The sequence below is a fragment of the Planctomycetaceae bacterium genome (assembly GCA_041398785.1).
Lineage (GTDB): Bacteria > Planctomycetota > Planctomycetia > Planctomycetales > Planctomycetaceae > JAWKUA01.
The window spans coordinates 148,561-175,366 of sequence record JAWKUA010000002.1 but is presented as its reverse complement, the minus strand read 5'-3'; the positions used below and the strand labels follow the sequence as shown (position 1 = coordinate 175,366).

Sequence of the window (26,806 nt, the reverse complement as noted above, 5' to 3'; positions counted from 1 at the left end):
ACCTCATTCTTCGCGAGGTGCTTTTTTGTTGGTGACCGATCAGACCGATTTCATGCGTTACGAACATGTGTGCCTTGAAGCGGCCGTGCAGACTGCGGCTCCGCATGTCGTGACATCGGCCGAAATTGAGCAGCGGCTGGCTCCCGTCTATGAACGCCTTGGCCTGCCATTTGGTCGTCTGGAACTGATGACGGGAATCCAGGAACGGCGCTTTTTTGATCCCGGCACACTTCCCGGCCGGATCAGTGTCCAGACCGCTATTCGCGCCGTACAGCAGTCGGGAATTGATCGGCGGCACTTCGGGGCTCTGATTCACGGTTCCGTCTGTCGCGATCAGATGGAGCCCGCTACCGCCGCCGGAGTCCACGCGGGTGCGGGGCTGCCCGACGGCGCGCTGGTGATGGACGTCAGCAACGCGTGCCTGGGGATTCTGAACGGCATGCTGATCATTGCCGATCAGATTGAACTCGGCCGCATCCGGGCGGGAGTCGTCGTTGGTACGGAAACCGGTCGCGGGCTGGTCGAAGGAACCATCGACAGCCTTCTGAAGGACAACCGGCTGACTCGTCAAAGCATCAAGCCGGCATTCGCTTCGCTGACGATTGGATCCGGCTCCGCGGCGATCGTGCTGTGCCATCGCAGCCTCAGCCGATCCGGACACCGGCTGCTTGGCGGTGCTCTTCTTTCAGATACCACCGGTCACAACCTGTGCGCCGGTGGCGTCGAAGCGGGGACTCACGGGGACGACCGTCCGCGGATGGAGACGGATTCCGAAGCTCTGCTGCACGCGGGGATCGCTCTGGCTGAACGGACCTGGGAACAGGCAAAGCAGGCGCTGAACTGGACGAATGCCGACGTCGACCGCGTCTTCACTCATCAGGTCGGCAAACAGCATCGAAATCTGCTGATGCAGAGGCTGCAGCTTGATCCGGACCTGGACTTTCCCACGGTCGAACGATTCGGCAACACGGGCGCAGCGGCGTTACCGATGGCGCTGGCCATGGGACTGGAACAGCAACCGCCGACCGCCGGGACAAGACTGGCTTTGCTGGGAATTGGCAGCGGTCTGAATTCGGTGATGCTGGGCATTGAATGCGGCTGAACAGCAGTTCAGGCGTCTTGGGAATTGCGAATAGTCAGCTCGCTGGTTACGCTGAAGTCCCTCGCGATTTTCACTGTCCTCCGCAACGGGGGAAACCTGCGTCCTCCACGCGAGCAGGGCCGACCATGACCGCCGTGTTGATGATAATCTGGATCGGAATTGCGACAGTGATTCTGGTGGGCAGCATTCCGCGGGAGTGCTGGCGGGCGTCACGTGGAAACTGCCGCCGGCACGATGGCACGCTGTCTCGTCGAAGAATGCAGCGTGAGCTTTCCGCCACGTACGACTACGCCGGCACGCTGCTGGTGCCGCTGCTACTGATGACGTTACTGCTGTTTGTGGTTCTGCAGGGCATTTTCACGTACCTGATGCCGGCGGACCTGATGGTCGACGCGGTGGATGCTCTGGCCACAGGGTCGCGCAGCGAACTGGAATCGGTGCGGCGGGAGCACGAGCAGGAGTTCCTTCGCCGCGGCATGTCAGCGTCGCAGATTCGGGATTTGCAACGGTTCCTGTGGCGCAACTGGCTGATTCTGGGAGTCGTTTCGCTGTGCAGCTTCGTGGCTGCATCGTGGTTTGTGCTGCAGGCTGCGACGCGTGAATCCGTGCGATTTGTCAAGGGCGTTCGGCTGAGAAAGCAGTGCTACGCGACGGAAGACGAATCCCGGCGACTGCTGGCGGTCGCAACGGAAACTCCGGTCAGCAACCGCAAATCGCTGCCGTCCGGGTAGAGCCCGTCCGGCTTCATCGGCCAACGGTGCAGCACCCGGTATCGGCATTGGCTTTATGCTGCCACACCTGACGGCCCCTGACGCAGCAGCAAGGAGATCGACTTCCTTGAGGGCCGTCGGCGCTGTTCCGGTCTCCGTCCGTCTCGCAACCGTGCATCATCCGGAGTACGATTCTGTGGATTCTGAACGGACCGCTGTCACGGATTCGCAGACGATTCCGTGTCCTCCGAATCGACAAAGCTCTTGTTTCCTGTGAGGCGAACATGCCCTTTCCCGGTGTCTTCTTCGCTCCGATTCCGAAACTGTTCTGGTCCGCTTACAGCGATCTGCCGTTCGTGAAGTGCATTGATTGCGAACAGCCGCTGCTGGAATCCAGCGTCTTTGTCGTCAACAAGCGGTTTGTTGCCGGCGAAACGGTTTTCGAAATGGCGATGTGTAATCGTTGCCGTGAACGCTTCACGCAGGGGTACTCCGAAGAGACGAAGGCGAATATCGCGGAATTCTTCGCCACGCACTTTCGGAAAAACGCGGAGGTTCAGGAACAGAGCGACGACGAGGATCTGGCGGGGGAGCAACTGCTGGATCGCTGCATGAACCACTGCGGCATCTGCGGGACAGCACGACGGAATTGCCACCGGTACAGCATTGCCGGTCTGTGTCGTGAGCACGACATCATCGCTCAGTTGAACGCCATGGGCCAGACGCCGCTGATGGTCTGCGAAAAATGCGAACTGGAGATGTCGAAGCTGGTGTCGAAGCAGACTCGCGAATCGTGGGATCGCTTTGTCGACGAGCACTTCGACGGGCCGCCGGGCGTCGAGATAGATGCTCCGTCATCCTATCCGATGGCGTTCTGAGCCGGTTGCGGGTTTTCATTCCGGCAGGATTCCGCGGACTGCCGCGTGAACCGCAGATTCTGCCGGAATCCCGCACGCGGCGTCATGGGGCGACGCATTTACTTTGGGGGACGCCGAAGTTTGGCTTCAGAAACTTCAACCGGCCTTGACCCGTTTTTTGGGTTGGGTTACATCACCGCTCCACGCAGCGCGTAACCCGGCACTTTCAGCCACAGCACTGCAGATCCCGTCACAATTCTCCTGTTTTGAGGATTCGCGGCCGCCGGCCATTGAGTCTCTCGAAACAAACTGCGAACGATCCTCAAGTTCGCGTTTCCGCTTTCCATCCTGTCTCGCAGTCAGCCGGTGTGTTCACGGACGAACGCTTCCCGGATGCTCTGGTCGCCTGCGACGTTTCCAGTCGTTTCACCCTCTCAACGCAGCCATCCTGCTTTGCATTGGTGTCTGCGCCCATGGCAGGTCTGTTCATCGTGAACAGCCGGTTCCGTTCGGGCCGCCAGCGATCAGACGCTGATCGTCAACAGACGTGGGGCAGTCGCCCCGATCCAACCGCCCCAGCGGCTTTCAGGGAAGAATCTCATGTTAATCAGACGTTTCTATGTTGTTGTCCTGATGGTTGTCGCGGCGAACTCGCCGCAGGTTTTCGCTCAGTACTATGGTGACGGCTGTTCCAGTTGCGGACCGGTTGCCGCCGCCCCGATGGCATCCTGTGTCCCGATTCAGCCTGTCGCTCAGACGTGCTACCAGACGGTGCCTGTCACGACGTATCAGCGTGAACAGCAGACTGTCAAGGTGCCGTACTACAAGACGGCGTACCGCGAACAGGAAGTCACCGTCATGCGACCGGTGACGCAACAGCGCGTTGTTGAAGTGCCGACCGTGTCGTATCAGAACGTCACGGAATACCGCACCGTCAACCGGGACATGGGTCGCTGGGTGACTCAGTATCAGCCGGTTCAGAAGTGTGCTCCCTGCCAGGTCGATCCGCGGCCCGGTCTGATCGGCTGGATGAGCCGTACGGGATATTCGTTCCGCTCGGCGTTCCAGCCGAACTACACGACGTCGCGGCAATACGTGCCGCAGATGATGGCCTGCACCGTTCCATACACGCGGCAGGTCGCCATTCAGGGGACGCGGCAGGTCACGGTTTCAGAAACGAAGATGGTGGCCGAAAAGAAGCTGGAACGCATCCCCGTTCAGGAGCTTGCCTACCGTGAGGAAACGGTCACCGTGATGCGGCCCCAGACCGCTTACCGCACCGTTCCGATCGGCACGTCCATGGCCTATGGCTACGGCAGCTATGGTTACGGGACAACCTCGACCGCGTTCGCTCCAATCATCATTGACAGCACACGGACGGCCCTGAATCCGGAACCCGATCCGATTTCTGACCGTCCCCGAAGCGCTCAGGCTCCGTTCCGCGCCGACGACGCCGTTGACAGCTTTGATCGCGCCAAAAGCGGTACCGACGACGTGCATCGTTCCAGCTACGAGACTCCGCTGCAGCCGGCACCGTCAATTCAGCAGCGGCAGTCAGACCCGGAACCCTTCAACTTCGACTCGTCCACCAAACGCGAATCCGATCCTTTGACGATTCCCGCTGCCTACCGGCCCACACCGTCGACACGGGCGGCAGCGTCTAATCCGGCTTCAAACAATGTCTCGGCCAGCGGCTGGAAAGCTCGCCGACGTGCCGGCTATCGCGATGCGACCGGTACATCGCTGTTGTCAGAACGAGTTTCCCTGACGCAGAAGTCTGACAACTGAGTCCACGGCTGCATCCGTCCCGCAGCGACGGTTCAGCCAAGTTGATCCCTTCCCCTCCCACTCGTCTCCTCACTCCCCTTCTCCATCCCTTCCCTTCCCACGCCTGACGATCCTCCTGAATCGTCTCCTTCCGGGCACCGGTATCACGCCGGTGCCCATTTTCATGCGCTGAGGCATGCGGATGTGGCGAACGCGGCAGAGGCGCTTTCTTCGTCTGGCGGTGCTTTACCGGGAAGACAGCGACATTGCGCGTCGAGTGTCGTCGATCGATGGTCCGCTGCCGGCTGCCTTAGTCCTGCCATTCTGTGGTTACCCCTCGCCTTTACGATCGACACCGGGCTGCTACGATGGCCGCTGCTCACCAGACACCCGACGCACCTCCATCCCTGACCGGACACGTGCCATGAAACTTCTGCCCACGCTGTGCCTGCTGTTTTCCGGCACTCTGTTCCATTCTTTTGCCACCGCGGATGAATCCATGCCCGAAGTTGTGCGATCCGTTGAAGGGATCACGGAATACAGACTCGACAACGGACTGCGAATCCTGCTGTTCCCCGATGAGTCGCTGCCGAAGGTCACGGTGAACCTGACGGTATTTGTCGGTTCTCGGCACGAAGGTTATGGCGAAGCCGGAATGGCGCATCTGCTGGAACACATGGTCTTCAAGGGAACTCCCGATCATCCGGAGGTTCCGAAAGTCCTGAATGAACGCGGTGCTGACTTCAACGGAACGACATGGCTCGACCGGACCAACTACTACGAAACTCTGCCCGCCAGCGATGACAATCTGGAGTTCGCTATCCGCCTGGAAGCGGATCGCATGGTCAACAGCTTTATTCGGGGCGAAGACCTGGCATCCGAAATGACCGTTGTGCGCAATGAGTTCGAACGCGGTGAGAACAACCCACTGCGGATCATGATGCAGCGGATGATGGGGGCCGCCTATGAATGGCACAACTACGGCAAGTCCACGATCGGTAATCGAGCCGACATCGAGCGTGTTCCCGTGGCGAACCTGAAACGCTTTTACCAGCGGTTCTATCAGCCGGACAACGCCATGCTGATCGTCGCGGGAAAGTTTGATTCGCAGCAGGCTCTGGAACTGGCGCAGAAGTACTTTGGCGTGATTCCCCGGCCGGATCGCGAACTGGACCGCACGTATACCGAAGAGCCGGCGCAGGACGGAGACCGGCTGGTCATTCTGCGGCGAGTCGGCGATGTTCCGATGGCGGGACTGACCTATCACATTCCCGCGGGAGCACACCCGGAGTTTGCGGCCGTCGATGTGCTGGCGACGGTGCTGTCCAGTGAACCGGCCGGTCGGCTTTACGAAGAACTGGTCAAGAAGCGGCAGGCGGCCAGCGTGTTTGGTTTCACGTTCGCGCTGCATGATCCGGGAGTCGTATTGTTTATGGCACAGGCGGCTCAGGGGATCGGCGCTTCCGATCTGCTGCAGGCGATGATCGACGTCGTCGAACGTATTCCGGACAAGCCAATCACGGACGAAGAAGTTGATCGCGCGAAACAGGAACTGCTGAAACAGTGGGAACTGAACCTGGCCAATTCCCGCGACGTCGCGATCGCACTCAGCGACTGGGCGGCTCAGGGTGACTGGCGCCTGTTCTTCATTTATCGCGACCGGCTGGAAGCGGTTACCGCCGAGGACGTCAACCGTGCGGCGGCAAAATACCTGTCATCCACAAACCGCACGGCCGGATTGTTCGAACCGACGGAAGCTCCCGCGCGAAGTGAGATTCCGCAAACGCCCAACCTGACAGAAATGATTGGCGAATACGAAGGCCGCGAACAAATTGCCGCCGGCGAAGCGTTCGATGCGTCGCCCATGGGAATCGAAGAAAGACTGGTCCGCGACGTGATCGACGGCGACATCAAAGTCACGCTGCTTCCGAAAAAGACGCGCGGCGAAGTGGTCAACGTACGGCTGTCGCTGCGTTACGGCAATCTGCGAGCCCTGACCGGCAAGGCTACCGCGGCGCGCATGCTGCCGTCGCTGCTGGATCGCGGTACGGAAAACATGACTCACCAGCAGATCCGCCAGGAACTGGACCGCTATCGCGCCGAGCTGGGTATCTCCGGCGAACCGGGCCGCATTACCGTCGAGCTGACAACAAAACGCGGCAACCTGCGCCCGGTCCTGAACCTTGTCGGCGAAATCCTGCGCAAGCCTTCGCTGCCGAATGAGGAACTGGAACTGCTGCGTGAATCCCGGCTGGCGTCCGCCGAACAGCGGCTGACCAGTCCCAACGCCATCGCTTCGAACACCGTTCAGCAGAAACTGTCCCGCTACGAACGAGACGACCCGCGATACGTCACCAGTCTGGAAGAAGACGTGGAACTGCTGAAGCAGGTCACGATCGACGACGTGCGCGACGTCTACCAGACATTGCTGGAGGCGAACAACGGGGAATTGACAATCGTGGGGGACTTCGACCCGGAAGACACGGTTCCGGTGATCGACGATTTCCTTGCCGACTGGAGATCCGCGACTCCGTATGAACGGATTTCGCGTCAGTCGTTCGAGGTCGACGGGTCACTGCAGAAGATCAACACACCTGACAAAGCGCAGGCGATGTACTTCGCGGCGATGACGATGCCGATGAGCGACAGTCATCCCGACTACCCCGCTCTGCTGCTGGGCAACCACATTCTGGGCGGCGGGTCGCTGTCTTCGCGCCTGGGAGATCGCGTTCGGCAGGACGAAGGTCTGTCGTACGGCGTCGGGTCATCACTGCAGGCGTCTCCCATCGACGAACGCACGATCTTCTATGTTTATGCCATCGTGAATCCCGAAAACGCCGATCGGCTGCACGAAGTGATCTCTAAGGAACTTGAAAAGCTGCTGAAAGACGGCGTCACCGAAGACGAACTAAAGACCAAGAAGGCGTCCCTGCTGCAGGACCGTCAACTGGACCGCACCAAAGACGATCTGCTGACCCAGACGCTGGCCACTTACGCTCTGACCGATCGAACGATGCGATATGCCGCAGCCTTCGAGCAGACACTGAGCGAACTGACTGTCGACGATGTCAATGCCGCACTCAGGAAGCACATCGATCCGAAGCGACTCGTCATCGTCATGGCCGGCGACTTCGAAAAGTCTTCGCAGGGGCAGTAGCAGTTGGCGAACTGTCATGCGGCTTTTTTCCGCAGTGTGCCCGCTGCAATGGGCCTGACACTGTTCCGCAAGTGCAAACTCCATTGTGCCCATACATCAGACTGGCAAGATCATGAACCGACCAATGTTTTCGTTCACTGCGGCCGTGTTGTTTTCCTGTTTTGCCGCTGGTCAGGAACCGAATCTTGTGTACCCCAAAACGAAAACTGTTGATCACGTTGACGACTACCACGGTCAACAGGTCACTGATCCATACCGCTGGCTGGAGGATGACGTCCGGGAATCGAAGGAAGTCGCGGAGTGGGTGGAGGTTCAGAACAAGCTGACGTTTGCTTACCTGAAGAACCTGCCCGGCCGGGACGCGATCGAAAAACGCCTGACGGAACTCTGGGACTACGAAAAGTTCAGCGCGCCGTCAAAGGAAGGCGGCCGCTACTACTTCTTCCGCAATGACGGACTGCAGAATCAGGACGTGCTGTGGATGCAGTCGGATCTCGACGCCGAAGCCGAAATTCTGATCGATCCCAACACCTGGTCGGACGACGGCACAATTGCGCTGGCCGGTTCCGAATTCAGCGACGACGGCAAGTATGTGGCCTACGGAATCCAGGACGGCGGCTCCGACTGGCGCACATGGCGAGTCATGGAAATCGCATCCCGGACGCTGCTGGACGATGAGCTGAAATGGATCAAGTTCAGCGGTATCGCATGGACTCCCGACAGCCAAGGCTTCTTCTACTCCCGCTACGATGAACCGAAGGAAGGCGCGGAATTCCAGTCGCTGAACCTGAATCAGAAGGTCTTCTATCACCTTGTCGGCACGCCTCAGTCAGAAGACAGGCTGGTCTACGAACGCCCCGACAACCCGGACTGGGGATTCGGCGCCGAAGTGACGGAAGACGGCAGCTATCTGGTGCTGACCGTCTGGAAGGGCACCGACGATCGTTACCGAATCGTCGTGCAGAATCTGAAGCAGGCTGACAGCGAACCGTACGAACTGATCGACAACTTCGACTTCGAATACACACTCGTCGGCAGCGACGGCAGCACGCTGCTGTTTCAAACCAACCGCGATGCTCCGCTTCGTCGGATTATCGGCATCGATCTGAATCATCCGGAACCCGGGCACTGGAAGGAAATCGTTCCGGAATCGGAAAACACACTGACCAGCGCTAATATCGTCGGCGACATGATCATCGGCCGTTACCTGAAGGACGCCAGAACCCAGGTTCGGCTGTATTCGATGGACGGCACTGTTGTCCGCGATGTCGAGTTCCCCGGAATTGGTACAGCCAGCGGCTTCGGCGGTAAGCGCGACCATACGGAGACGTTCTATTCGTTCAGCAGTTTCGCCACTCCGCCGAGCACCTACCGCTACGATCTGAAGACCGGTGAAAGCAAACTGCTGCGACGTGCCGCAGTCGACTTTAATCCCGATGACTATGTGACAAAACAGGTTTTCTACACCAGCAAAGACGGCACGCGCGTGCCGATGTTCATCTGCCATCGCCGCGAAATCGAGCTGAATGGAAGTAACCCGACTTTGCTGTACGGCTACGGCGGATTCAATATCTCCCTTACACCGGGATTCAGTGTCAGCCGCCTGGCATGGATGGAACTCGGCGGAGTCTTTGCCATGCCAAACCTGCGCGGCGGCGGCGAATACGGAGAACCCTGGCATAAAGCCGGCACGAAGCAGAACAAGCAAAACGTATTTGATGACTTCATTGCCGCTGCGGAATGGCTGATTGAAAACAAGTACACGTCGAAGGAAAAACTGGCGATTCAGGGAGGAAGCAACGGAGGCCTGCTGGTCGGCGCCTGCATGACTCAGCGACCCGACCTGTACGCCGCGTGCCTGCCCGCCGTGGGCGTGATGGACATGCTGCGGTTCCATCAGTTCACCGCCGGTCGATTCTGGGTCGACGACTACGGAAGCGCCGACAATCCGGAAGAATTCGCAGCCCTGAAGGCCTATTCGCCGTACCACAATCTGGAAGGCGGCAAACAGTACCCGGCGACTCTGGTGACGACCGCCGATACGGACGACCGAGTCGTCCCCGGCCACAGCTTCAAGTTCGCGGCGATGCTTCAGGCCTGCCAGTCCGGAACAAATCCGACATTGATCCGGATCGAAACGCGAGCCGGCCACGGTGCCGGAAAACCAACGGCCAAGATCATCGAAGAAGTGGCCGACCAGTGGGCTTTCCTGGCAAAGAATCTGGGAATGGATATACCGCAGCCGTGACCCTGTTGCCGGTTACCACTGGTGATTCTCCAGGTGGCTCCGGACGAATGCCGCCAGCTTGTCCGGGTCGCCTTCGACGATTCGGCTTCTGCGAATGACGTGAGCCTGGATGGCGGAGACATAGATGATCAGAAACTCGTCGGTATCCTCAATCCGCCGGACTCCCGGCCACGCAACGAATGAGTCGCGCCACTTTGAACGAACTCTGATTCCGGCGTCGTCAACTTCCAGTTCCTGTGGCCCATAGACTCCGTCCATGCTTCCTTCACGCAGCAGATTCTGAACCTGTCTGACGTGATTTCTGCGCATCGCAAACTGCAGGTAGAGGACGGCAAACGCCGCGATGATCAGGCTGATTGCCAACCTTGTCGCAACGCCGAGCTCACCGTTGGCCGTCAGCAGCATGAAGGCCACGAACACCGACAGTGTGATCACAATCGTCGCAGTGAACCGCTGTTTTCTGACGCTGGGTGAGTGCGCGAAGTGGTAGCGATTGAAATCCACGTAGTCGTCTTCCAGGAACGAATAGCGAAGTTTCATCGGACGCGCTCCGGGCGGGGCTTTGTCTGCTTGACTCGCGCGTCATGTCATTTGGTGTGCGACAAGGCGCTTCTGCCGAATCCGGCACTTGCAGGATTGTAGCATCGACTGTGACGAACAGCGTCCCGAAGCGAGTCGGCGGCGATCGTGCAGTTTCTGCGAGCAGTTCGTTTACCCGCGGTCGCCGTGCCCGGCGGTCTGCAGCTATGGCGCTCGCTTCTCCTGAGCGGGGTCAACGCCGCTGTACTGGCCGTAGTGACCGTTGATGCTGCCGGCGTTTACTTTCAGGACTGGTGCCTGAGCGGTGCCGAATTCGAACGGGCGGCCGTGGATGCCGTAGATCTTCTTTGACGGGTCCACCCATTCAAAGAACATAAAGTGCTTTGCTGCGTTCTGGCCGTCTCGAGCAATCCAGATCAGTGTGTTTCGGTTCAGAGGAAAACCGATGTGCGGCATCTGGTGCGACTTACCGTCTCCGGCCTTCTTGGTCACCCAGCCCGTGACACCGACGCTGCTGCTCCAGACGTTGATGGCAATGTCAGCCTGTGACACAAGTGCTCCGCGTCCGGAATCTGATGCTGCGCGCTTCCATGCGAATTCTGCTCCTCTGATCTGCGTGACCGGCTGAATGTGCTGGCTTTCGACAGGCACTGTCGCGTCCCAGATGTGTGAGTACTCCGTTTTTCCAGCCCACTTCCCCCGCCACCAGCCTTCCCACGGATCGAACACGGACGATCCGCCGCCACGTCCCATTTGTCCCAGCGCTGTGATGAATGCCTGCCGCGTGAAATGCCCGCTCCCTGGATATGCCGGAAACGAGGCTTCCGTAGTGATTCGTGTGGATGTCTTTGAAGCGCCGACGAGAAAGAAGTCGGCCAGAGCTTCCGCGTGACTGGCCGCGTTTTGCCTCATCGTCTGCAGGATGCCGCTTTGCTGATTGTGCAGAGCGATAATCTGATGAAAGTCGTCCAGGTGGAGATGCTTCAGCGCCATGAGTTTCTCCGGGATTCGTGGCGTACGGGGATTTCGCGCCGGCACAACAGAGGCCGCGGCTTCACACCGATAATGGCGATGCGTACCCCATCTTCGCCGCTGACCACGAATGGTTGCGTGCGAATTCCCGTTATCCTGGCAGTCAGCGGCGTTCCCGCACTTCTCGCACCCTGCGGCCTGCAGGAAAATCGAATTCTGCCGATCGCCTTACGACACGCTTAGACAAACACGCCGGTCGGACACTCCTGTTGCGGACCGGCGTGTTCAAGTGCTGCTCTGGCGCACGTGTATCAAACGAATACAGATCACTCGTCGTCACGATCACCGGCGTGGCGATTGGCATCGTCACCGACGTCATCGCCATCTTCCTCTTCGTCGTCGCGATCGGGTGATGGCCGGCGCGGACTTTCAGGACGACGAGAGCCGGATCCGAGCCCCGGCAGGTTCTTCAGCCTGTCCCTGAAAATTTCAGGAGTCAGTTCTTTCGGTTCATCATCGCCATCGGCTTCCAGCGCTGTGCGGAATGGCGGCGGTGTGGCTGCCAATTCGGAGGAGTCAATGACGCCGTCGTGGTTTCCATCAAATCGCTCGAAAAGGCGATCGGCAACTTCATCGGGAACCGGCCTGCCACCGCCGAATCCGCCGCGACCGCCGAAGGCATCGCGAGGCGGTCCGCCGAATCCACCGCGTCCGCCGCGACCTGCCCCGAATCCGCCTCGTCCGCCGAACCCTCCGCGGCCGGGGCGAGAATCTGCCGCACCGCCGCGTCCGATTCCGGACGCGTCCCGAACGATGTATTGCCTGGAGCGGCCACGATTTTCACCGGCCGTGGCCGACACCGTGATCAGGACTTCGCGCGGTGTGTCGGACCCACCGGAGACGACTGCTTTGGCCGTCTGTTCTTCCCCCTTGCGCAGGTGCAGCGTTGTGTTCAATGTGGTTGTGAAAGTCGGCGGAGTCACGTCACTGTCACTGTCTGCCGAAGCTCCAATCCAGGATTTTTCCACTTCGAGCGACAGAAAGACGTCATCGCCGGCCATTCGTGGAGTCACATTGATCAGTGTGCCGATCTGCTGCCGCTGGTAGTTTCGACTCGGCTCACGACCGGGCACGGTGCCGCCACCGAAGCCGCGCTGCACTGTTCCGGCAACCACGGACACCTGTTGACCAAACTGCAGCGTTGTTCGCTGCTGATCCAGCGTCGCGAATCGCAACTCATCCAGCAGCGTCGCGTGCGAGTCATCGTTGTCGTCCGAATTGTCAGGTTCACTGACGGCAATTTTCACATTGATCGTGACTGTTGCGGGAGTCGCGTCGAGAACTCGCATCAGTTCACCGGCTCGGCGGATGGCGCTGCTGCTGCCGCGAACCAGCAGCATGTTCGCCTCGATATCGGGGACAATCATCAGCTCAGAGCCCTCGAACAGCCTGCCGAGAGTCTTCGAGACTGCCTGAACCGACTGGTTTCTGACCGGGATGACCGTCACGGAATCGGGGTCGGAATTTTCGTCGGAAGAGTTGCTGTCGCCATCACCTGTGTTGTTACGTGATATCGCCTGTTCAGGATTCGCCCGAAGCGGTTGCGCAGCAACCACGATCGTGGCTGCAAGACAGCACAGGCTGATACGACTCGCGGAAAATGCAGACTTCAACATGCGTGCGGCTCCTGAAAGATCGGGAATTCATGCGGCGCGGACATCGCGTCGGTGAACGCAGGCGGCGAGGACCAAACACCGTTCGTTGGGGCGAGCGTCGCTGTTTCCCGCGAAATCGCTGCCATCCGGCGAACACCCTGCCAACTCTGAAAACCGAAAAGTCGGCTCTTGGAACCGCATCGCCAGTTAGTTACTGTTCGGTAACTAATTGTCGGTTGGTGATTGGTGCTATGAGGATGCAGCGTGGGACGGCCGCAGACAATCTCTGATGAGGAAATTCTGGAGAGTGCGCGCGAGTGCTTCTTCGACCACGGGCCGTCGGTTGCCACGGAAGTGATCGCGGAGCGGCTGGGTGTTTCGCCTCAGGCGTTGTACAAGCGGTTTGGAAGCAAGCGGAATCTGATGACGGCGGCGATGCTGCCCTGCACGGCACCCGGCTGGATACGGCTTGTCGAATCGGGTCCGGATGACCGGCCGATGCAGGAGCAGCTGGTCGAATTCCTGAACGAACTGGCCGTGTTTTTTGTGGACATTGTGCGACGAATGTCTGTACTCCGCTTTGCCGGGTGCGATTTGCGCGAATTGTCCAAACGGTTCACCGAACCTCCTCCGGTGCGCGACATTCGCGTGATCAGCGAATGGTTCGAACGTGCTCATCAGCGCGGGCTGATTCGACAGGCGGATTACAAAGCCACGGCGATGATGCTGCTGAGTGCTCTGCACGGACCGGCGATGATTCAGGAAATGCTCGGGCGGCATCCAACCGGGCAGAGTCAGGAAGACTATGTGGCTCACGTGGCCGATGTGCTGCTGCGAGGGCTGAAGTGAAATCATTCGGTCGCGAGTTTCAGCGAACGGTGTTCGCATTCGTGAGTCCGGCCGGGACAGCCGCCGTCTGCGGGAGCGACATGGTTGAGCACCGTGTTTCGATTCCAGCGGAACCGTTTGTCCGGGTTTGCCGCGCAACCGGCTGAAAATAGACGTTACCTCTCTTCGGAGTCCTGCATCGTGCGAATTCTGGTCAACGCCATCGGGGCGATTCTGATCCTGACTGTCGGAGTCGGCGGTTTTGTGATGTTCGGGCAGAAGCCTGACGTTCCGAAGAACACCGGTGAGAAGTCCGGCGAGGGAATTCCTGTTCGGACGGCCGGCGTGACGGCGTGGAACGAACCGCTGATTCTGGATGTCGACGGCGAAGCGGTGACGTTTCGAGTCATCACCGTCGGAGCCGAAGTCGGTGGTCGCGTGGTTGAAAAAAGTGAGGCATCCCGCACTGGAACGATTGTTTCCGAGGGCGACTTGCTGTTTCGCATCGACGATCTCAACTATCGCCTGGACGTTCAGCGCCTGTCGGCCGAGCGTCAAAAGGCCGAAGAAGATGTCAACATGATTGCCGTCGATCTCGAAAACAATGCGTCGATGATCGAACTTGCGAAGGAGGAATGGCAGCTTCAGAAAAACCAGTTGGAACGCATCAGGACGGCGTTCGAAAGAAAAGCCACCACCGAAAGCGAACTCGATACGGCTCAGCGGCAGGAACTGGCGGCCCGCAATGCGCTGCAGACGCTGCAGAACCAGACACGAACACTGACTCAGGAGCGAAAGTCGAAACACGCGTCCCTGGAACTCGCCGCCGCGCAACTCAAGCGCGCCGAAGCCGATCTGGCACGCTGTATTGTGTCGGCACCGATCACCGGACGAATCGTCGACGACCTGGTTGAAGAAGGCGACTATGTCACGTCCGGCAGCGATCTGGTTCATATCAGTGATTCCAGTCGCATGGAGGTCCAGTGCAGCCTTCAGGCAAATGAAGTGAAGTGGATTCTGCAGCAGGCCGGCGACGAAGTATCTCCGGAATCCCTGCTGCAGATTCCGAATGTCAGGTGCGAAGTCACATACGATCTGGACGGAGTCGAAGCGGTCTGGGACGGCGTGTTGTCGCGTTGGGGCGGATCGGGCCTGGACCGCGATACTCGCACCTTTCCCTGTCGCGTACTGGTCGAAAATCCGCGGGACGTGCGGCTCAGCGATACCGCCGGTGGTCGGCCTGTTGTCACGCCGCCGGCGCTGGTCAGCGGCATGTTCGTCACCGTTCGGATTCCTGTGACCTCTCCGGTGCCGCTGCTGCAGATCCCGGTGGAAGCTGTGCGTCCCGGGGGACACGTGTGGGCCGTTCGAGACGGTCTGCTGGAAATCCTCTCCGTGTCAGTCGCGGAAACGATTGGCGATGTCGCTGTCGTCAGATCAGCGGACACCGGACTTCAGCCGGGTGATCGTGTCATCGTTTCTCCGCTGGCGTCGGTCGCGAATGGCATGGCAGTTTCCGAGAACGACGCGGACGCTGCAACGCCTGCCGCGGAGACGTCCGAACACGTGACTGCCGAATCGCACAAGCCGATTGAAGATTCCGCGCCGCAGTCTTCAGATCAGGATAACGACCGGCCTGATGCCTCCGGCCAATAGTGTGCTGTTCCATTCGCAACCAGCGCTCTCCAGCCTTGTCCCGCGAACCAGCCATCCGAAAAGCAAGCACTCATGAAACGCGTTGTTGCCTGGGCCATCAGTCAGACTCCTGCCATGAACACCGTCATGGTGGCGATTCTTGTTGTGGGGCTGTTTTCCGGTTTCACGCTGCGCCGCGAGGAGTTTCCTCAGTTTGACCTGGAGATGATTCTGGTCACGGTGCCCTACCCCGGAGCCAGTCCGGAAGAAGTGGAAAACGGCATCTGCCAGAAAATCGAAGAAGCCGTCCGTTCTGTTGACGGCATCAAGAAAGTGACATCGGTCGCGGCGGAGGGTGCCGGCAACATCGTCATCGAAGTCAAAACCGATGTGCCCAGCGTTCAAAAAGTCCTGAACGAAGTGCAGTCGGAAATCGATCGCATCCCCAGCTTTCCGGATCTTTCCGAACAACCGGAAGTTCAGCAGGTCACGTTTCGCAACACGGCGATTCGAGTCGGCGTGATCCAGGAAAACTCCCAGGCACCGGATTCGGAACTGAAGCTGCGCGAAGTGACCGAACGCGTACGAGACGACCTGCTGCAGATTCCTCAGGTGTCCGTGGCCGAGATCGCCGGCGAACGCAAGTACCAGATCGATGTCGAGATTCCGGAAAAGACGCTGCGCGAATACGGTCTGACTCTTACCGATGTCGCTCGCCGAATTCGCATGAGAAACCTGGAACTTCCCGGCGGCAACATTCGTGATCGCGGCGAAACTTATCTGCTGCGCGGCAAGAACAAGCGTGTTCTGGGCGACGATATCGCGCAGATTCCACTGATCACCCGGCGCGACGGTGTTGTGCTGACGGTTGAAGATCTGGGTACCGTGCAGGACGAATTCGTCGACACAACTTCGATCAGTCGCATCAATTCCATGCCGGGCATGGCGATCGAAGTCAAAGCCGCGTCTCGCGAAGATCTGATCGCAATGGCTGACGCCGTGAAGAAGTATGTTGCGACGGAGAAGCTTCCACCGGGATACAGCTTTACCACGTGGGGCGACAGTTCTGTCAATGTCCGCGACCGCCTGGATCTGCTGGTGCGAAATGGTGCTCAGGGACTGGTGCTGGTGTTCCTGGTGCTGGCGCTGTTTCTGGAGTTTCGACTTGCGTTCTGGGTGGCTCTGGGAATTCCAATTTCGGTGCTGGGAGCCTGCGCGGTGCTGTGGCAGTTCGACCAGACGCTGAACATGCTGTCGCTGTTTGCATTTCTGATCGCTCTGGGAATCGTGGTCGATGACGCCATCGTGATCGGCGAAAACATTTACGCGCACCGCCAGCACGGGAAGTCCTGCGTTCAGGCGGCCATCGACGGAACGGCTCAGGTTGTACCGTCCGTGGTGTCGTCAGTGGCGACAACCGTGTTTGCATTCACGCCGATGTTCTTCGTGACCGGTGTGATGGGCAAGTTCTTCGCGGTGCTTCCCGTGGCCATGATTGCCATGTTGCTGATTTCGCTGTTTGAGAGCATCTTTATTCTGCCGTGCCACCTGGCTCACGGTTCGAAGAAGCCCTTCTTTCTGACGGCCGGCCTGAACCGGCTGACGGATCGCTGCCTGAGCCTGTTCATTAGCCGCATCTATGTGCCGGTATCGCGGTTTTGTGTTCGCAATCCCGCCATTACGCTTAGTGCGGCCGTGGCGTTGCTGATGCTGTCGCTGACTCTGGTGACAAGCGGCAAAGTGCCGCGCGTGCTGTTTCCCAAACTGGACGCTCCCGAGATTTCATCGACCGTGATCTTCCCGGACGGAACTCCCAGCCGCGTCACCGACGAAGCGACGAAGAAGGTCGAAGACGCCATCATGGAAATCAACAGGCGCCAGATTGCCGAAACCGGCAGGCCGCTGTTGACCGTCGTCCACCGGCTTGTCGGCCGTGTCAGCGGCGGCGGAGGTCCGGGAGCAGCCGGAGGAGCCGTCACGGAAGGCAGTCACGCCGGCAGCGTTCAGGTGCAACTGGTCGACAACACCGAACGATCCGTCACCAGTCACGCCATCGTGGACGCGTGGCGGGAAGCCGTGGGCACGATTCCCGGTGTGGAAACGCTGACCTTCGGAACTCGTTCCGGTGGTCCAGGAGGCAAGCCGATTGAATTCAAACTGCTGGCCGCCGCCGAACATATGGACGAGCTGGAAGCGGCAATCGAAGATGCGAAGCGCGAACTCCAGAAGTTTCGCGGCGTGTTCGACGTGGCCGACGATTCGCGTCCGGGAAAGTGGGAACTGCAGCTTCGCGAAGCTCCAAACGCGATATCGATGGGAGTGCCGCTGGACAGCATCGCTCGTACCGTTCGAGCATCCTACTACGGCGAAGAAGTCATGCGGCTTCAGCGGGGCCGGCACGAAGTCAAGCTGATGGTGCGGTATCCGGAAGAAGACCGCCGGTCGCTGGCCAATTTCGACGATGTCCGTGTTGACGCCGGGGACGGGATTCAGCGCCCGATCACCGAACTCGCTGACGTCAGCGTCAGCCGCGGCTATTCGGAAATCAACCGAATCGATCAGCGACGGTCCATCACGATTTCTGCCGATGTCGACGAACAACAGGCCGTGGCCAGTGAGATCGTCGACGAACTGCAGGCTTCGTTCATGCCGACTCTGCTGAAGAACTATCCGCATCTGAGAGTGCGCTGGGAAGGTCAGCGGGAACAGGACATCGAATCGGTGGGAAGCCTGGCAACCGGTCTGGCCGTGGCGCTGCTGGCGACGTTCGTACTGCTGACCGTGGAATTCAATTCCTATGGCCAGCCGCTTGTGGTCATGGCCGTCATCCCGTTTGGAATGGTGGGTGCCATCTGGGGACACTTTTTCATGGGACTGCCGCTGACGCTGTTCAGCATGCTCGGGCTGGTCGCTCTGACGGGTGTCGTTGTGAATGACTCGATCGTGCTGGTCGACTTCATCAACCAGCGCACTCGCGGAGGCACGCCGCTGGAACAGGCGGTCCTGGAAGCCGGCCAGCGCCGTTTTCGGCCCGTGCTGCTGACCTCGCTGACAACGATCGCCGGACTGCTGCCGATTCTAACCGAAAAATCCTTTCAGGCTCAGCTTGTGATTCCTATGGCCACCAGTCTGTGCTTTGGACTGATGCTGGCCACCGTGCTGGTGCTGGTCCTGGTGCCAACGCTGTACCAGATTTACGGTCACACGTTCGGGATCACAACGCACGAAGACAAACTCACGATGCCCGACCTCTCGCAGCCCGTCACGCCCTTGTCGCCCGCCATTTCCACCGAGGTCTCGTGAGTGCGGCACCGCATAGCGCGCTCGGCAGATGTCGATTTTCCGCAGGCATTCGGTCTCCGTAACAACTCCTGGCGAATCACGGTTTCCGCAGTTACATTGGACAGTCAGGAACCACGGAAGTAACCGAATCCGAGCGCACGCTGTCGATTGGCCTTCGAGGACTCACGGAATGTCGACCATCACACCTCAAATCCCGTCCCCAAACGGCGAACCTGCCTGGGAAGCCGCATTTCTGCTGCCGCCTCAGGGACGCTGGAACGAAGCGGATTTCCTGGAACTGCACACCAACCGCATGGCGGAACTCGTTGACGGAAGACTGGAGATCCTCCCGATGCCAACGCTTCAGCATCAGCGAATTCTGCGTTTCCTGCTGGGACTGGTAGAAAAGGCTGCTCCCGGCGGTTCGACGGTGCTGTTCGCTCCCCTGCCGACACGACTTTTCCCCGGCACGATTCGAGAGCCCGATCTGCTGTACATCGCGCCGGAAAACGCTCCCGCACCCAACGAAAAGTATCCTGCTCACATTGACCTGGCGGTCGAGATCGTCAGCGAAGGAGACGAAGCGCGTCGGCGTGACTACGACGACAAACGCACTGACTACGCCAAAGCCGGCGTTTCTGAATACTGGATCGTCGACCCGCAGGATGAATGCGTGACTGTTCTGGTGCTCGAAGGAAACTCTTACGTCGAGGTCAAAGTCTTCCGAATTGGCGAACACGCCAGCGGTCGGTTGCTGCCAAAGCTGACCGTCGACGTGGCAGAACTTCTTCGCCAATAGGCGGGCGGTTATTCCGAACCTCGCCCGATTTGCGCCGCATCGCGTCCCGACAACGACCGCCGGAAAGTTGTGTGATGATGCGGCTCCAGCGCGAGCAAACTCAGGCGGTCATTCGTTGCGTCAGTCAGTGCGACGTCGTTTGCCGCGGCGCGAAATGATCAGCGTGAGAGGCCTCATGTCGGGACCAGGAGGGGACTTTCATGGAATCGAGTCGCTACAATGTCGGTCGCCGCGGACAAAGGCGCGTCAGCCATGCAGGTGTCCGGCGGGCAGATCGGTCGCGGGTGACGGAAACGTCGGGCTCGCGCCATCCGCCTGAACAGGATTGCTCGTCGAAATCTGCGTGGTTATGTGCCGGTTCGGTATGGCTGAACTCGTTTCTCGTTTTCCAGGAGATCCCGTGATGAGATCCTCGATCCTGCTGACTGCCATCTGTCTTTCGTCGTGTGCCGTTACCCTGGCCGATGAACCCGATGCCGAACAGCTCGCGCGTGAAAAAGCGTTTTCTGAACGAATGGCGAACACTGTCATGATCGGTTCGTTCACGATCGACGGACAATCCGATGGCAAGGCGCCGAAGGCGGAAAGGTATGAAATCGAAAGCGTTACCAAAGTCAGCGACGGCATGTGGGTGTTCAACGCCCGAGTAAAATACGGCAACTTCGACCAGAAACTGCCGTTCACGGTTCCCATGGAATGGGCGGGCGATACTCCGATGGTGTCGCTGACCGACCAGACGTTTCCGCTGATGGAAGGAAAGTTCTCCGCTCGCGTGCTGTTCCACAAGGACCGCTATGCCGGTACCTGGGATCACGATCAGATCGGAGGACATATGTTCGGCCGAATCGAGAAGGCGAAGAATTCTGAAGCGAAAGAACAGACGGACCGGAAATGAAGACTCTGATCCGAAACGCGTCCGTTGTTCTTCCGGACAGTGTCGAGCCGGTGAGCGTCCTGATTGACGGCGACCGGATTGCCTCGATCGATGCGCCTTCCACAGCGCAGGCGGATGAAATCGTGGAAGCGGCCGGTCTGTACCTGATTCCCGGAATCATCGATGACCAGGTGCATTTCCGCGATCCGGGACTGACTCACAAGGAAGATCTGGCCACGGGCAGCCACGCCTGCGCGAAGGGCGGAGTCACCACGTTTCTGGAAATGCCGAATACGAAGCCGGCCACAATCACCGTCGACGCGCTGCACGACAAGCTGGCTCTGGCCGCGACGAAGTGTGTTGTCAATTACGGTTTCTACATCGGAGCGACTCCCGATAACGTCGCCGAACTGAAGGCCGCGAAGCGAACTCCCGGCATCAAGATCTTCATCGGTTCCAGTACGGGAAATCTGCTGGTCGATCAGCAGGAAGCTCTGGAACGAATCTTCGCGGAAACCACGCTGTCGATTTGTGCTCACTGCGAAGACGAAGCCACTGTGAAAGCCAACGCCGACCGACTGGGCGGCGGCTCGAAGTACGCTGACCACAGCCGGATTCGTGATCACGCGGCCGCACTGATCGCGACGAAGCGAGCCGTCGAATTGGCCGAACGCCACAACCACCGGTTTCACGTTCTGCACGTTTCGACGGCGCAGGAAGCTGACTTCCTGCGAACAACCAGCGACCTGATCACCGCTGAAGTCTGCCCGCACCATTTGTTCTTCAACATCGACGACTACGACCGTCTTGGTTCGCTGGTGCAGATGAATCCGTCGATCAAGACGTCCGCTGACAACGCCGCACTGTGGGACGCTTTGCTGGACGGAACAATCGAAGTCATCGCCACCGACCACGCTCCGCACACGATGGAGGAAAAGGATCAGCCGTACCCGAAATCACCATCCGGCCTGCCGGCCGTGGAGAATTCCCTGGCGCTTCTGCTGAACGAAGTCCACCGCGGCCGCTGCAAGATTTCGCAGGTTGTGAAATGGATGAGCGAAGCGCCCGCGCGAGTCTGGAACATCCGCAACAAAGGCCGCATCGCCGAAGGCTTCGATGCGGACCTGGTACTTGTCGATCTGAACAAGACGCAGACCATTCGCAATGAAGATCAGCTGACAAAAAGCGGCTGGAGTCCCTGGCACGGCACGGAACTGACCGGCTGGCCCGTCAGAACCTGGGTGATGGGCCAGACCGTGTTCCAGAATGGCCGAGTCGACACTTCGGTTCGCGGACGTGAAGCGGCGTATGTCAGATAAGTGCGACGAATGACAAGCCACCGCTCTTCCGCTTCAACCTCAAGCGAGCTGCGTGACGTGAGTCCTCAGTCACAGAGCCCGGACGACAGGCCCGCCATTCACATCATCGCCGGGCCGAACGGAGCAGGAAAAACGACGTTTGCTGAACAGTACCTTCCCAGCCTGGCGAATTGTTTCGAATTTCTCAACGCCGACCTGATTGCCGCGGGTTTGTCGCCGTATTCGCCCGATCAACAGAACCTGCGCGCCGGGTCACTGATGCTGGAAAGAATGCGTGAACTTGTTGCAAAGAGAACAACATTCGCCTTTGAAACCACGCTTTCCGGAAGAAGTTACCTTCGCATGATTCCACTTTGGAGGACTGCGGGATATCAGGTTCGAATCTACTTTCTTTACCTGCCGAGCGCTGAGATCGCCGTCAGTCGTGTCCGCGTTCGAGTCGAACAAGGTGGCCATCAGATTCCGGAAACCGATATTCGGCGTCGGTACGTGAGAGGCCTCGAAAACTTTTTCAGGCGATATCATTCAATCGTCGACACGTGGAGGCTGTATGATTCCTCTTCTATGCCACCCCGGCTGATTGCGATGTGCCTGCAGGGTCAGATCAGTTTCGTGGATGGCGACCGGTTTCGTGCGATTAGGCAAGCGGCAGACAGTCCGGAATGAGTTACACAAACAGCAACAGCCTATCAGGTTCAGACAACGTCGATATCGCGATGCAGCGAGTGCCGAAGGCAGTGATTGAGCGTGCACGAGCCACCTCGACGCCTGTGGTTGTCTGGATCGACGGCAAGATCGCACACCTCACACCTGACGAAGCCGAGAAGATGATCGCGGAACAAGATCGGCAGCGGTCGGGTTGAGCGCCCGTCACCTGTCAGCGAACGCCCCAACGATCTGGCCAGCCTGCATCGAAAACTGCCCGCGGCTCAGCACGGTTCCAATGCCCGCGTCGCGAGCGGCCTGCAGTTTCGTCGTATGAACGTGAGGCCCGTACGCGACGGCATGAGTAACGACGGTCGGCGGCAGCGCATCGGCCAATTCCCTGACATCCAACCCCGGCGTGCCCAGGTCGATCAGCATCAGCACGTTCTCGGCTCCCGCACAGGCTTCCGTAGCCGCGGACGCGGTCGAGCAGCTCTGAAACTTCAAGCCGTTCGCGGCAGCCGCTCCGCCGACGGAACTGATCATCATCAGATCGGAAGCCAGCAGGATGACGGTTTTCTGTTCATTCGGCATGACGGGCGGCTCCTGAGCAAAGACTGATCGTTGTCGGCGGCGGATTGTCGTTATGATGAACGCGGAGATTCTTGCGGCGAGCGGCACGACCATTCAACCGATCGACCCGATCCAAAGTCACAGAGTGATTTCATGAGTGCAGTCACGGAGCCAATTGTCTGCCGAGTGCCGGACGCAACGCGAAGGCTCACCACGATGATAGGTGCGTTGGTACTGCTGACTGCCGCGATGGATGCGAACGCCTGCGCAGGTGAATTCGAAGAGGAAGCACAGCGGCTCGCTCAGGCTCTTTCGACGGCAGAAAAGAATGGGGACGGTGCGGGGGTAATACTGCACCGACTCGCAGAAATCGGCCCGGAAGCGTCCGCTCAGAGTTCTGTGCTGCTCAATTATCTGATCGACGGATCGGAAGAATTTCCGATGGTCGATGAAGTCATCCACGTCTTCGCCAGCATGGGCGGTGAGGGCATCGAGCCGGTGCGAAAAGCGTTGCGTCATCGAATCAACGCCGATGGTGACACAGAAATCGACAACCCGATTCCGGAAGCTGCAACTCTTGAGTTCTTCTACATGCAGCCCAGACTTGTTAAGGAAACGCTCGAACACGAACTTGGCAAGCAACCTTTGCGGTGGCCCGCGTGGACGCGAGACGTCGAGCTATTGAGATACTTCGTACTCCACGATATTGAGCCGGACGTTGCGTTCGCGACATTGTCGGAGATGGCGCTCGATGGCACCTCGCAATACGGTTATGAATCCGGATATGCGATGACCGATCTCTACTCAAGAGCCAATCAGGTAATCCCTGTTCTCAGGGCAGACCTCGATAACGCCGACCCTTATCAGCGACTGAAAGCGCTACGGCAGCTTAGCATTGCCGACCGCGAAGGAACGACGATCGTCCCACAGCTCGTTGCCGCGTTGAACGACCGTGAGCGGGAACCCGGGACGTTCGGAAGTCGCGTGAACCATGAAGCGGCATCTCTACTGGCCCTGCGCGCTCACCAGGCCGCGCCATTTGAGCATGAAATCATCGCTGCTCTCGAACGCGCCTCGACTGACGAAGATGATGCATTCGTCGTCGAGAATCTGGCGTTCGTCCTGGCGACCATTAAGTCGAAAATGTCGCTGCCGTTGCTCAAACGACTCTTCGTCGAACAACTGGAAAAAAAGCTCCCGAGGAAACGTGATCGGCTGTGTGTGGCGCTGGCAGGTGCGATTGCCAGACTGGAACCTGGCAGCGCGTCGGAGGCGTTCCTTGTCGAGATCCTGACCGACGCGAACCGCAGTTCTGATGCGAGTCGCGGACAATTCGGTGGGGTCCCGACAGACAGGGAATTGGCTGCGCGCGCCCTGGGGTTACTCGATCATCCGCGAGCAAGCTCCCTTGCCGCGATGCGGACGGCCATGGATGACAGAACCGAATCCGGACGTCCGACGTCGATGGCAAAGAGTGCCGCCTGGGCCATCGCGTGTCATGATCGGTCCGACAACAAATGTATCGAGGTGCTTGATGGTTGCGGCGAAATCGAGCCGCTGGATAAATATTCACCGTGTTATCGTCAGGCCCCGGACACGATTGTCGATGTTCTGGGATCGCGCATCGAGGCTTTTCTGCCTGACCTGTACAGCAGGGTGCCGATGTATAGCGCGCGGGGCACGATGGCTGTCGAAATTCTTAACGCCGGCTTCGATCGCGACTCGGCATTGACCGTCCGAATTGTGGAGATCGCGTTCGCAGACCTGGAAGCGGCCGACAGGGACGAAGAAACCTGGAGTGCTAATGCCATCAATGCACTGAGCGTTCTTGCTCCACATTTGCAACCCGCCGTCCCAAAGATCAAAGCGTACCTGAAGTCTGACAATCACGTGGTCCGCACGGAAGCAGCGCATCTGCTTGGGCAAATCCGATCGCGGCCGGAAATCTGTGTGCCGGCGCTGGTCGACGCACTGAACGACGACCGTGTTTTCGTCCGTGAGACGGCTGCATGGGCATTGGGTGAATTTGGTACCGATGCCGTTGATGCCATCAAAGCACTGAAAGCCTGCAACGACGACGAATACAAATCCGTTCGACGTTCGTCACTTGCATCGATTGCGAAGATTGCTTCGCATGTAACCGAATGAGACTTCCAACCGACTCAGGAGCGTTCCTCATGATCTGTCGCTTTCTCAACGTTGTTGCCGCGGCGCTACTAAGTCCCGTGGCGGCGTTCGCCGACGAGTCCACATTCCGTGCCGGAGCCTTCGTGATCGATGTTACTCCCGAGACGTTTCCCGTCGAATCGGCCGGAAGCATGGGGCCGCGAGTGGTGGATGCGGCTCATGATCCGTTGAACGTTCGCTGTCTGGTGCTTGATGACGGGACGACAACGCTGGCGTTCGCGGTGTGTGACCACTGCATGATTCCGCGCGACATCGTCGACGCCGCAAGGGCAATCGTGGAACGAGAAGCCGGCATCCCCGCGGCCAACATTCTGTGTTCCGCCACGCACACTCACAGCGGAGTCACTCTGGCACCGACCTTTCAGAGCAACGTCGAAACGGAATACTGCGAATTCCTGACGACGAAGATCGCCGACGGAATCATCGAAGCCCACAGAAGGCTGCGGCCGGCGAAAATCGGCTGGGCGATTGGTAACAATCCGAATCAGGTGTTCAATCGACGCTGGCACATGCGATCGGGGTTCTCGCTGGCGGATCCGTTCGACAATGGCACCGATAAGGTCCGCATGAATCCTCCGGCGGGCAACTCCAGTCTGCTGAAACCGGCCGGTCCGACCGACCCGGAGGTTCCAATCATCTCCGTCGTCGATTCGGAAGGAACCCCGATTGCTCTGCTGGCGAATTACTCGCTTCACTACGTCGGAGGCATCCCTGGCGGAGCACTGTCGGCGGACTACTTCGGCGAATTCGCCGTGCAGATCGCCAGACTGCTGAACATCCCGAACGATTCCGACTTTGTTGCCATCATGTCGAACGGCACAAGCGGCGACATCAACAACATCAACTTCTTTGACGGAGTTCAAAGCAAGCCGCCGTTCGAACAGATTCGATTCGTCGCCACGGATGTCGCCGAGTCCGCGGTCAGAGCGATGCAGCGGATTGAATATCGCGACGACGTGACGCTGACGGCCGTGGAAACGGAAATCGAACTTGGTGTCCGCAAACCAACGGCCGACGAAATCGCCCGGGCGACCAGGCTCCTCGACCAGGCCGGACCGGGACCGTATGGCGACGTGCGCCTGATCTACGCCAACGAAACTCTGGATTTGGCGGAGTACCCCAACACGGTCAAAGCCAGACTTCAGGCGCTTCGTATCGGCGAACTGGCGATCGTGACAAGTCCCTGCGAAACGTTCGTGGAGACCGGGCTGGCAATCAAGAAACTCAGTCCGTTCAGGCCGACGTTTACGATTGAACTCGCCAACGGCTACAACGGATATCTTCCCACCGCCGAACAGCACGCATTCGGCGGCTACGAAACCTGGCGAGCCAAGAGCAGTTATCTTGCCGTCGATTCGGAAGAAAAAATTCGTTCCACGCTGCTGAAGTTGCTCGATCAACTAAGAACCCCTAACAAAACCTCCGAGGCCGCGTTGTGACGACAGTCGTCGAGATGCACCGCATTGATCCGCCAACCCGAGGTTGGACGAGAATGACGAGGCGACAAATGTCGTCGAGGAGTGATGACGCGGCAGATCGGCTGCTGTCGTCGCAACCCTTCGGGACGTTTGTGGTTGCGTCTCAGGCGGCGGCGCCGGCGTCGACGGGATGTCCCGTCTCCTTCTCACTTCTTGCCTGAAACGCAACCACAAACGT

The 26,806-nt window shown here is 58.9% G+C and carries 20 protein-coding genes; 16 read left to right on the top strand and 4 right to left on the bottom strand.

All coding sequences use genetic code 11. The features are described from left to right. Window positions 1–52 precede the first annotated feature (52 nt). From R3C19_02870 to R3C19_02845, 6 genes are all read left to right on the top strand, one after another. Window positions 53–1,102, top strand: a complete 1,050-nt coding sequence (locus R3C19_02870; protein ID MEZ6059284.1) for a 3-oxoacyl-ACP synthase III — start codon at window positions 53–55, stop codon at window positions 1,100–1,102. 140 nt (window positions 1,103–1,242) lie between these two features. Next, window positions 1,243–1,833 carry a hypothetical protein gene (locus R3C19_02865; GenBank protein ID MEZ6059283.1) on the top strand — a complete coding sequence of 197 codons (591 nt, stop codon included), beginning with the start codon at window positions 1,243–1,245 and terminating at the stop codon, window positions 1,831–1,833. Window positions 1,834–2,096: 263 nt separating this feature from the next. Then, window positions 2,097–2,690, top strand: coding sequence for a hypothetical protein (locus R3C19_02860; GenBank protein MEZ6059282.1), 594 nt, complete (start codon window positions 2,097–2,099; stop codon window positions 2,688–2,690). Window positions 2,691–3,269: 579 nt separating this feature from the next. Further along, window positions 3,270–4,457, top strand: coding sequence for a hypothetical protein (locus R3C19_02855; GenBank protein ID MEZ6059281.1), 1,188 nt, complete (start codon window positions 3,270–3,272; stop codon window positions 4,455–4,457). 403 nt (window positions 4,458–4,860) lie between these two features. After that, window positions 4,861–7,593 (top strand): pitrilysin family protein, encoded by a 2,733-nt coding sequence (locus R3C19_02850; GenBank protein MEZ6059280.1) that lies wholly within the window; start codon window positions 4,861–4,863, stop codon window positions 7,591–7,593. A 112-nt stretch (window positions 7,594–7,705) separates the two neighbouring features. After that, on the top strand, window positions 7,706–9,841 hold the full coding sequence (locus R3C19_02845; protein MEZ6059279.1) for a prolyl oligopeptidase family serine peptidase: 2,136 nt from the start codon (window positions 7,706–7,708) through the stop codon (window positions 9,839–9,841). Between the two features lie 12 nt (window positions 9,842–9,853). Here R3C19_02845 and R3C19_02840 read toward each other — a convergent pair whose 3' ends face one another. From R3C19_02840 to R3C19_02830, 3 genes are all read right to left on the bottom strand, one after another. Beyond that, complete coding sequence (locus R3C19_02840) at window positions 9,854–10,381, bottom strand: YcxB family protein (GenBank protein MEZ6059278.1); 528 nt, start codon at window positions 10,379–10,381, stop codon at window positions 9,854–9,856. Between the two features lie 204 nt (window positions 10,382–10,585). Continuing rightward, a complete protein-coding gene (locus R3C19_02835) occupies window positions 10,586–11,374 on the bottom strand; it encodes a hypothetical protein (protein ID MEZ6059277.1) in 789 nt (262 codons plus the stop codon). Between the two features lie 305 nt (window positions 11,375–11,679). Then, complete coding sequence (locus tag R3C19_02830; protein ID MEZ6059276.1) at window positions 11,680–13,029, bottom strand: secretin N-terminal domain-containing protein; 1,350 nt, start codon at window positions 13,027–13,029, stop codon at window positions 11,680–11,682. A gap of 243 nt (window positions 13,030–13,272) precedes the next feature. Between R3C19_02830 and R3C19_02825 the strand changes: the two genes are divergently transcribed. From R3C19_02825 to R3C19_02790, 8 genes are all read left to right on the top strand, one after another. Beyond that, entirely contained in the window at window positions 13,273–13,857 is a 585-nt protein-coding gene (locus tag R3C19_02825; protein MEZ6059275.1) for a TetR/AcrR family transcriptional regulator, read from the top strand. A 180-nt stretch (window positions 13,858–14,037) separates the two neighbouring features. Beyond that, window positions 14,038–15,492 (top strand): HlyD family efflux transporter periplasmic adaptor subunit, encoded by a 1,455-nt coding sequence (locus tag R3C19_02820; protein ID MEZ6059274.1) that lies wholly within the window; start codon window positions 14,038–14,040, stop codon window positions 15,490–15,492. A gap of 72 nt (window positions 15,493–15,564) precedes the next feature. After that, window positions 15,565–18,774 carry an efflux RND transporter permease subunit gene (locus tag R3C19_02815; GenBank protein MEZ6059273.1) on the top strand — a complete coding sequence of 1,070 codons (3,210 nt, stop codon included), beginning with the start codon at window positions 15,565–15,567 and terminating at the stop codon, window positions 18,772–18,774. A gap of 169 nt (window positions 18,775–18,943) precedes the next feature. Then, a complete protein-coding gene (locus tag R3C19_02810; GenBank protein ID MEZ6059272.1) occupies window positions 18,944–19,552 on the top strand; it encodes a Uma2 family endonuclease in 609 nt (202 codons plus the stop codon). Between the two features lie 403 nt (window positions 19,553–19,955). Then, a complete protein-coding gene (locus tag R3C19_02805; protein MEZ6059271.1) occupies window positions 19,956–20,447 on the top strand; it encodes a hypothetical protein in 492 nt (163 codons plus the stop codon). Beyond that, window positions 20,444–21,745, top strand: a complete 1,302-nt coding sequence (locus tag R3C19_02800; GenBank protein ID MEZ6059270.1) for a dihydroorotase — start codon at window positions 20,444–20,446, stop codon at window positions 21,743–21,745. Before R3C19_02805 ends, R3C19_02800 begins: the two co-directional genes overlap by 4 nt. Window positions 21,746–21,754: 9 nt before the next feature. Further along, window positions 21,755–22,411: a zeta toxin family protein gene (locus tag R3C19_02795; GenBank protein MEZ6059269.1), complete on the top strand. Its 657-nt coding sequence runs from the start codon at window positions 21,755–21,757 to the stop codon at window positions 22,409–22,411. Next, window positions 22,408–22,608 (top strand): hypothetical protein, encoded by a 201-nt coding sequence (locus R3C19_02790; GenBank protein ID MEZ6059268.1) that lies wholly within the window; start codon window positions 22,408–22,410, stop codon window positions 22,606–22,608. The genes R3C19_02795 and R3C19_02790 overlap by 4 nt, the downstream gene beginning before the upstream one ends. 7 nt (window positions 22,609–22,615) lie before the next feature. On the opposite strand, the gene R3C19_02785 is transcribed toward R3C19_02790, so the two are convergent. Continuing rightward, the gene (locus R3C19_02785; protein ID MEZ6059267.1) at window positions 22,616–22,984 is read right to left on the bottom strand and encodes a hypothetical protein; all 369 of its coding nucleotides are present in this window, start codon (window positions 22,982–22,984) and stop codon (window positions 22,616–22,618) included. A 132-nt stretch (window positions 22,985–23,116) separates the two neighbouring features. Between R3C19_02785 and R3C19_02780 the strand changes: the two genes are divergently transcribed. After that, window positions 23,117–25,111: a HEAT repeat domain-containing protein gene (locus tag R3C19_02780; protein MEZ6059266.1), complete on the top strand. Its 1,995-nt coding sequence runs from the start codon at window positions 23,117–23,119 to the stop codon at window positions 25,109–25,111. Between the two features lie 29 nt (window positions 25,112–25,140). Further along, window positions 25,141–26,589 carry a hypothetical protein gene (locus R3C19_02775; GenBank protein ID MEZ6059265.1) on the top strand — a complete coding sequence of 483 codons (1,449 nt, stop codon included), beginning with the start codon at window positions 25,141–25,143 and terminating at the stop codon, window positions 26,587–26,589. Window positions 26,590–26,806: the final 217 nt, after the last annotated feature.

Excerpts from the sequence above, each read along its gene's own strand:
- R3C19_02865 (MEZ6059283.1), top strand. The coding sequence starts at position 1,243 with ATGATAATCTGGATCGGAATTGCGACAGTGATTCTGGTGGGCAGCATT.
- R3C19_02870 (MEZ6059284.1), top strand. The coding sequence starts at position 53 with ATGCGTTACGAACATGTGTGCCTTGAAGCGGCCGTGCAGACTGCGGCT.
- R3C19_02830 (MEZ6059276.1), bottom strand. The coding sequence starts at position 13,029 with ATGTTGAAGTCTGCATTTTCCGCGAGTCGTATCAGCCTGTGCTGTCTT.
- R3C19_02860 (MEZ6059282.1), top strand. The coding sequence starts at position 2,097 with ATGCCCTTTCCCGGTGTCTTCTTCGCTCCGATTCCGAAACTGTTCTGG.
- R3C19_02855 (MEZ6059281.1), top strand. The coding sequence starts at position 3,270 with ATGTTAATCAGACGTTTCTATGTTGTTGTCCTGATGGTTGTCGCGGCG.
- R3C19_02800 (MEZ6059270.1), top strand. The coding sequence starts at position 20,444 with ATGAAGACTCTGATCCGAAACGCGTCCGTTGTTCTTCCGGACAGTGTC.
- R3C19_02795 (MEZ6059269.1), top strand. The coding sequence starts at position 21,755 with ATGACAAGCCACCGCTCTTCCGCTTCAACCTCAAGCGAGCTGCGTGAC.
- R3C19_02815 (MEZ6059273.1), top strand. The coding sequence starts at position 15,565 with ATGAAACGCGTTGTTGCCTGGGCCATCAGTCAGACTCCTGCCATGAAC.
- R3C19_02810 (MEZ6059272.1), top strand. The coding sequence starts at position 18,944 with ATGTCGACCATCACACCTCAAATCCCGTCCCCAAACGGCGAACCTGCC.
- R3C19_02840 (MEZ6059278.1), bottom strand. The coding sequence starts at position 10,381 with ATGAAACTTCGCTATTCGTTCCTGGAAGACGACTACGTGGATTTCAAT.
- R3C19_02805 (MEZ6059271.1), top strand. The coding sequence starts at position 19,956 with ATGAGATCCTCGATCCTGCTGACTGCCATCTGTCTTTCGTCGTGTGCC.
- R3C19_02780 (MEZ6059266.1), top strand. The coding sequence starts at position 23,117 with ATGAGTGCAGTCACGGAGCCAATTGTCTGCCGAGTGCCGGACGCAACG.
- R3C19_02785 (MEZ6059267.1), bottom strand. The coding sequence starts at position 22,984 with ATGCCGAATGAACAGAAAACCGTCATCCTGCTGGCTTCCGATCTGATG.
- R3C19_02845 (MEZ6059279.1), top strand. The coding sequence starts at position 7,706 with ATGAACCGACCAATGTTTTCGTTCACTGCGGCCGTGTTGTTTTCCTGT.
- R3C19_02790 (MEZ6059268.1), top strand. The coding sequence starts at position 22,408 with ATGAGTTACACAAACAGCAACAGCCTATCAGGTTCAGACAACGTCGAT.
- R3C19_02835 (MEZ6059277.1), bottom strand. The coding sequence starts at position 11,374 with ATGGCGCTGAAGCATCTCCACCTGGACGACTTTCATCAGATTATCGCT.
- R3C19_02775 (MEZ6059265.1), top strand. The coding sequence starts at position 25,141 with ATGATCTGTCGCTTTCTCAACGTTGTTGCCGCGGCGCTACTAAGTCCC.
- R3C19_02850 (MEZ6059280.1), top strand. The coding sequence starts at position 4,861 with ATGAAACTTCTGCCCACGCTGTGCCTGCTGTTTTCCGGCACTCTGTTC.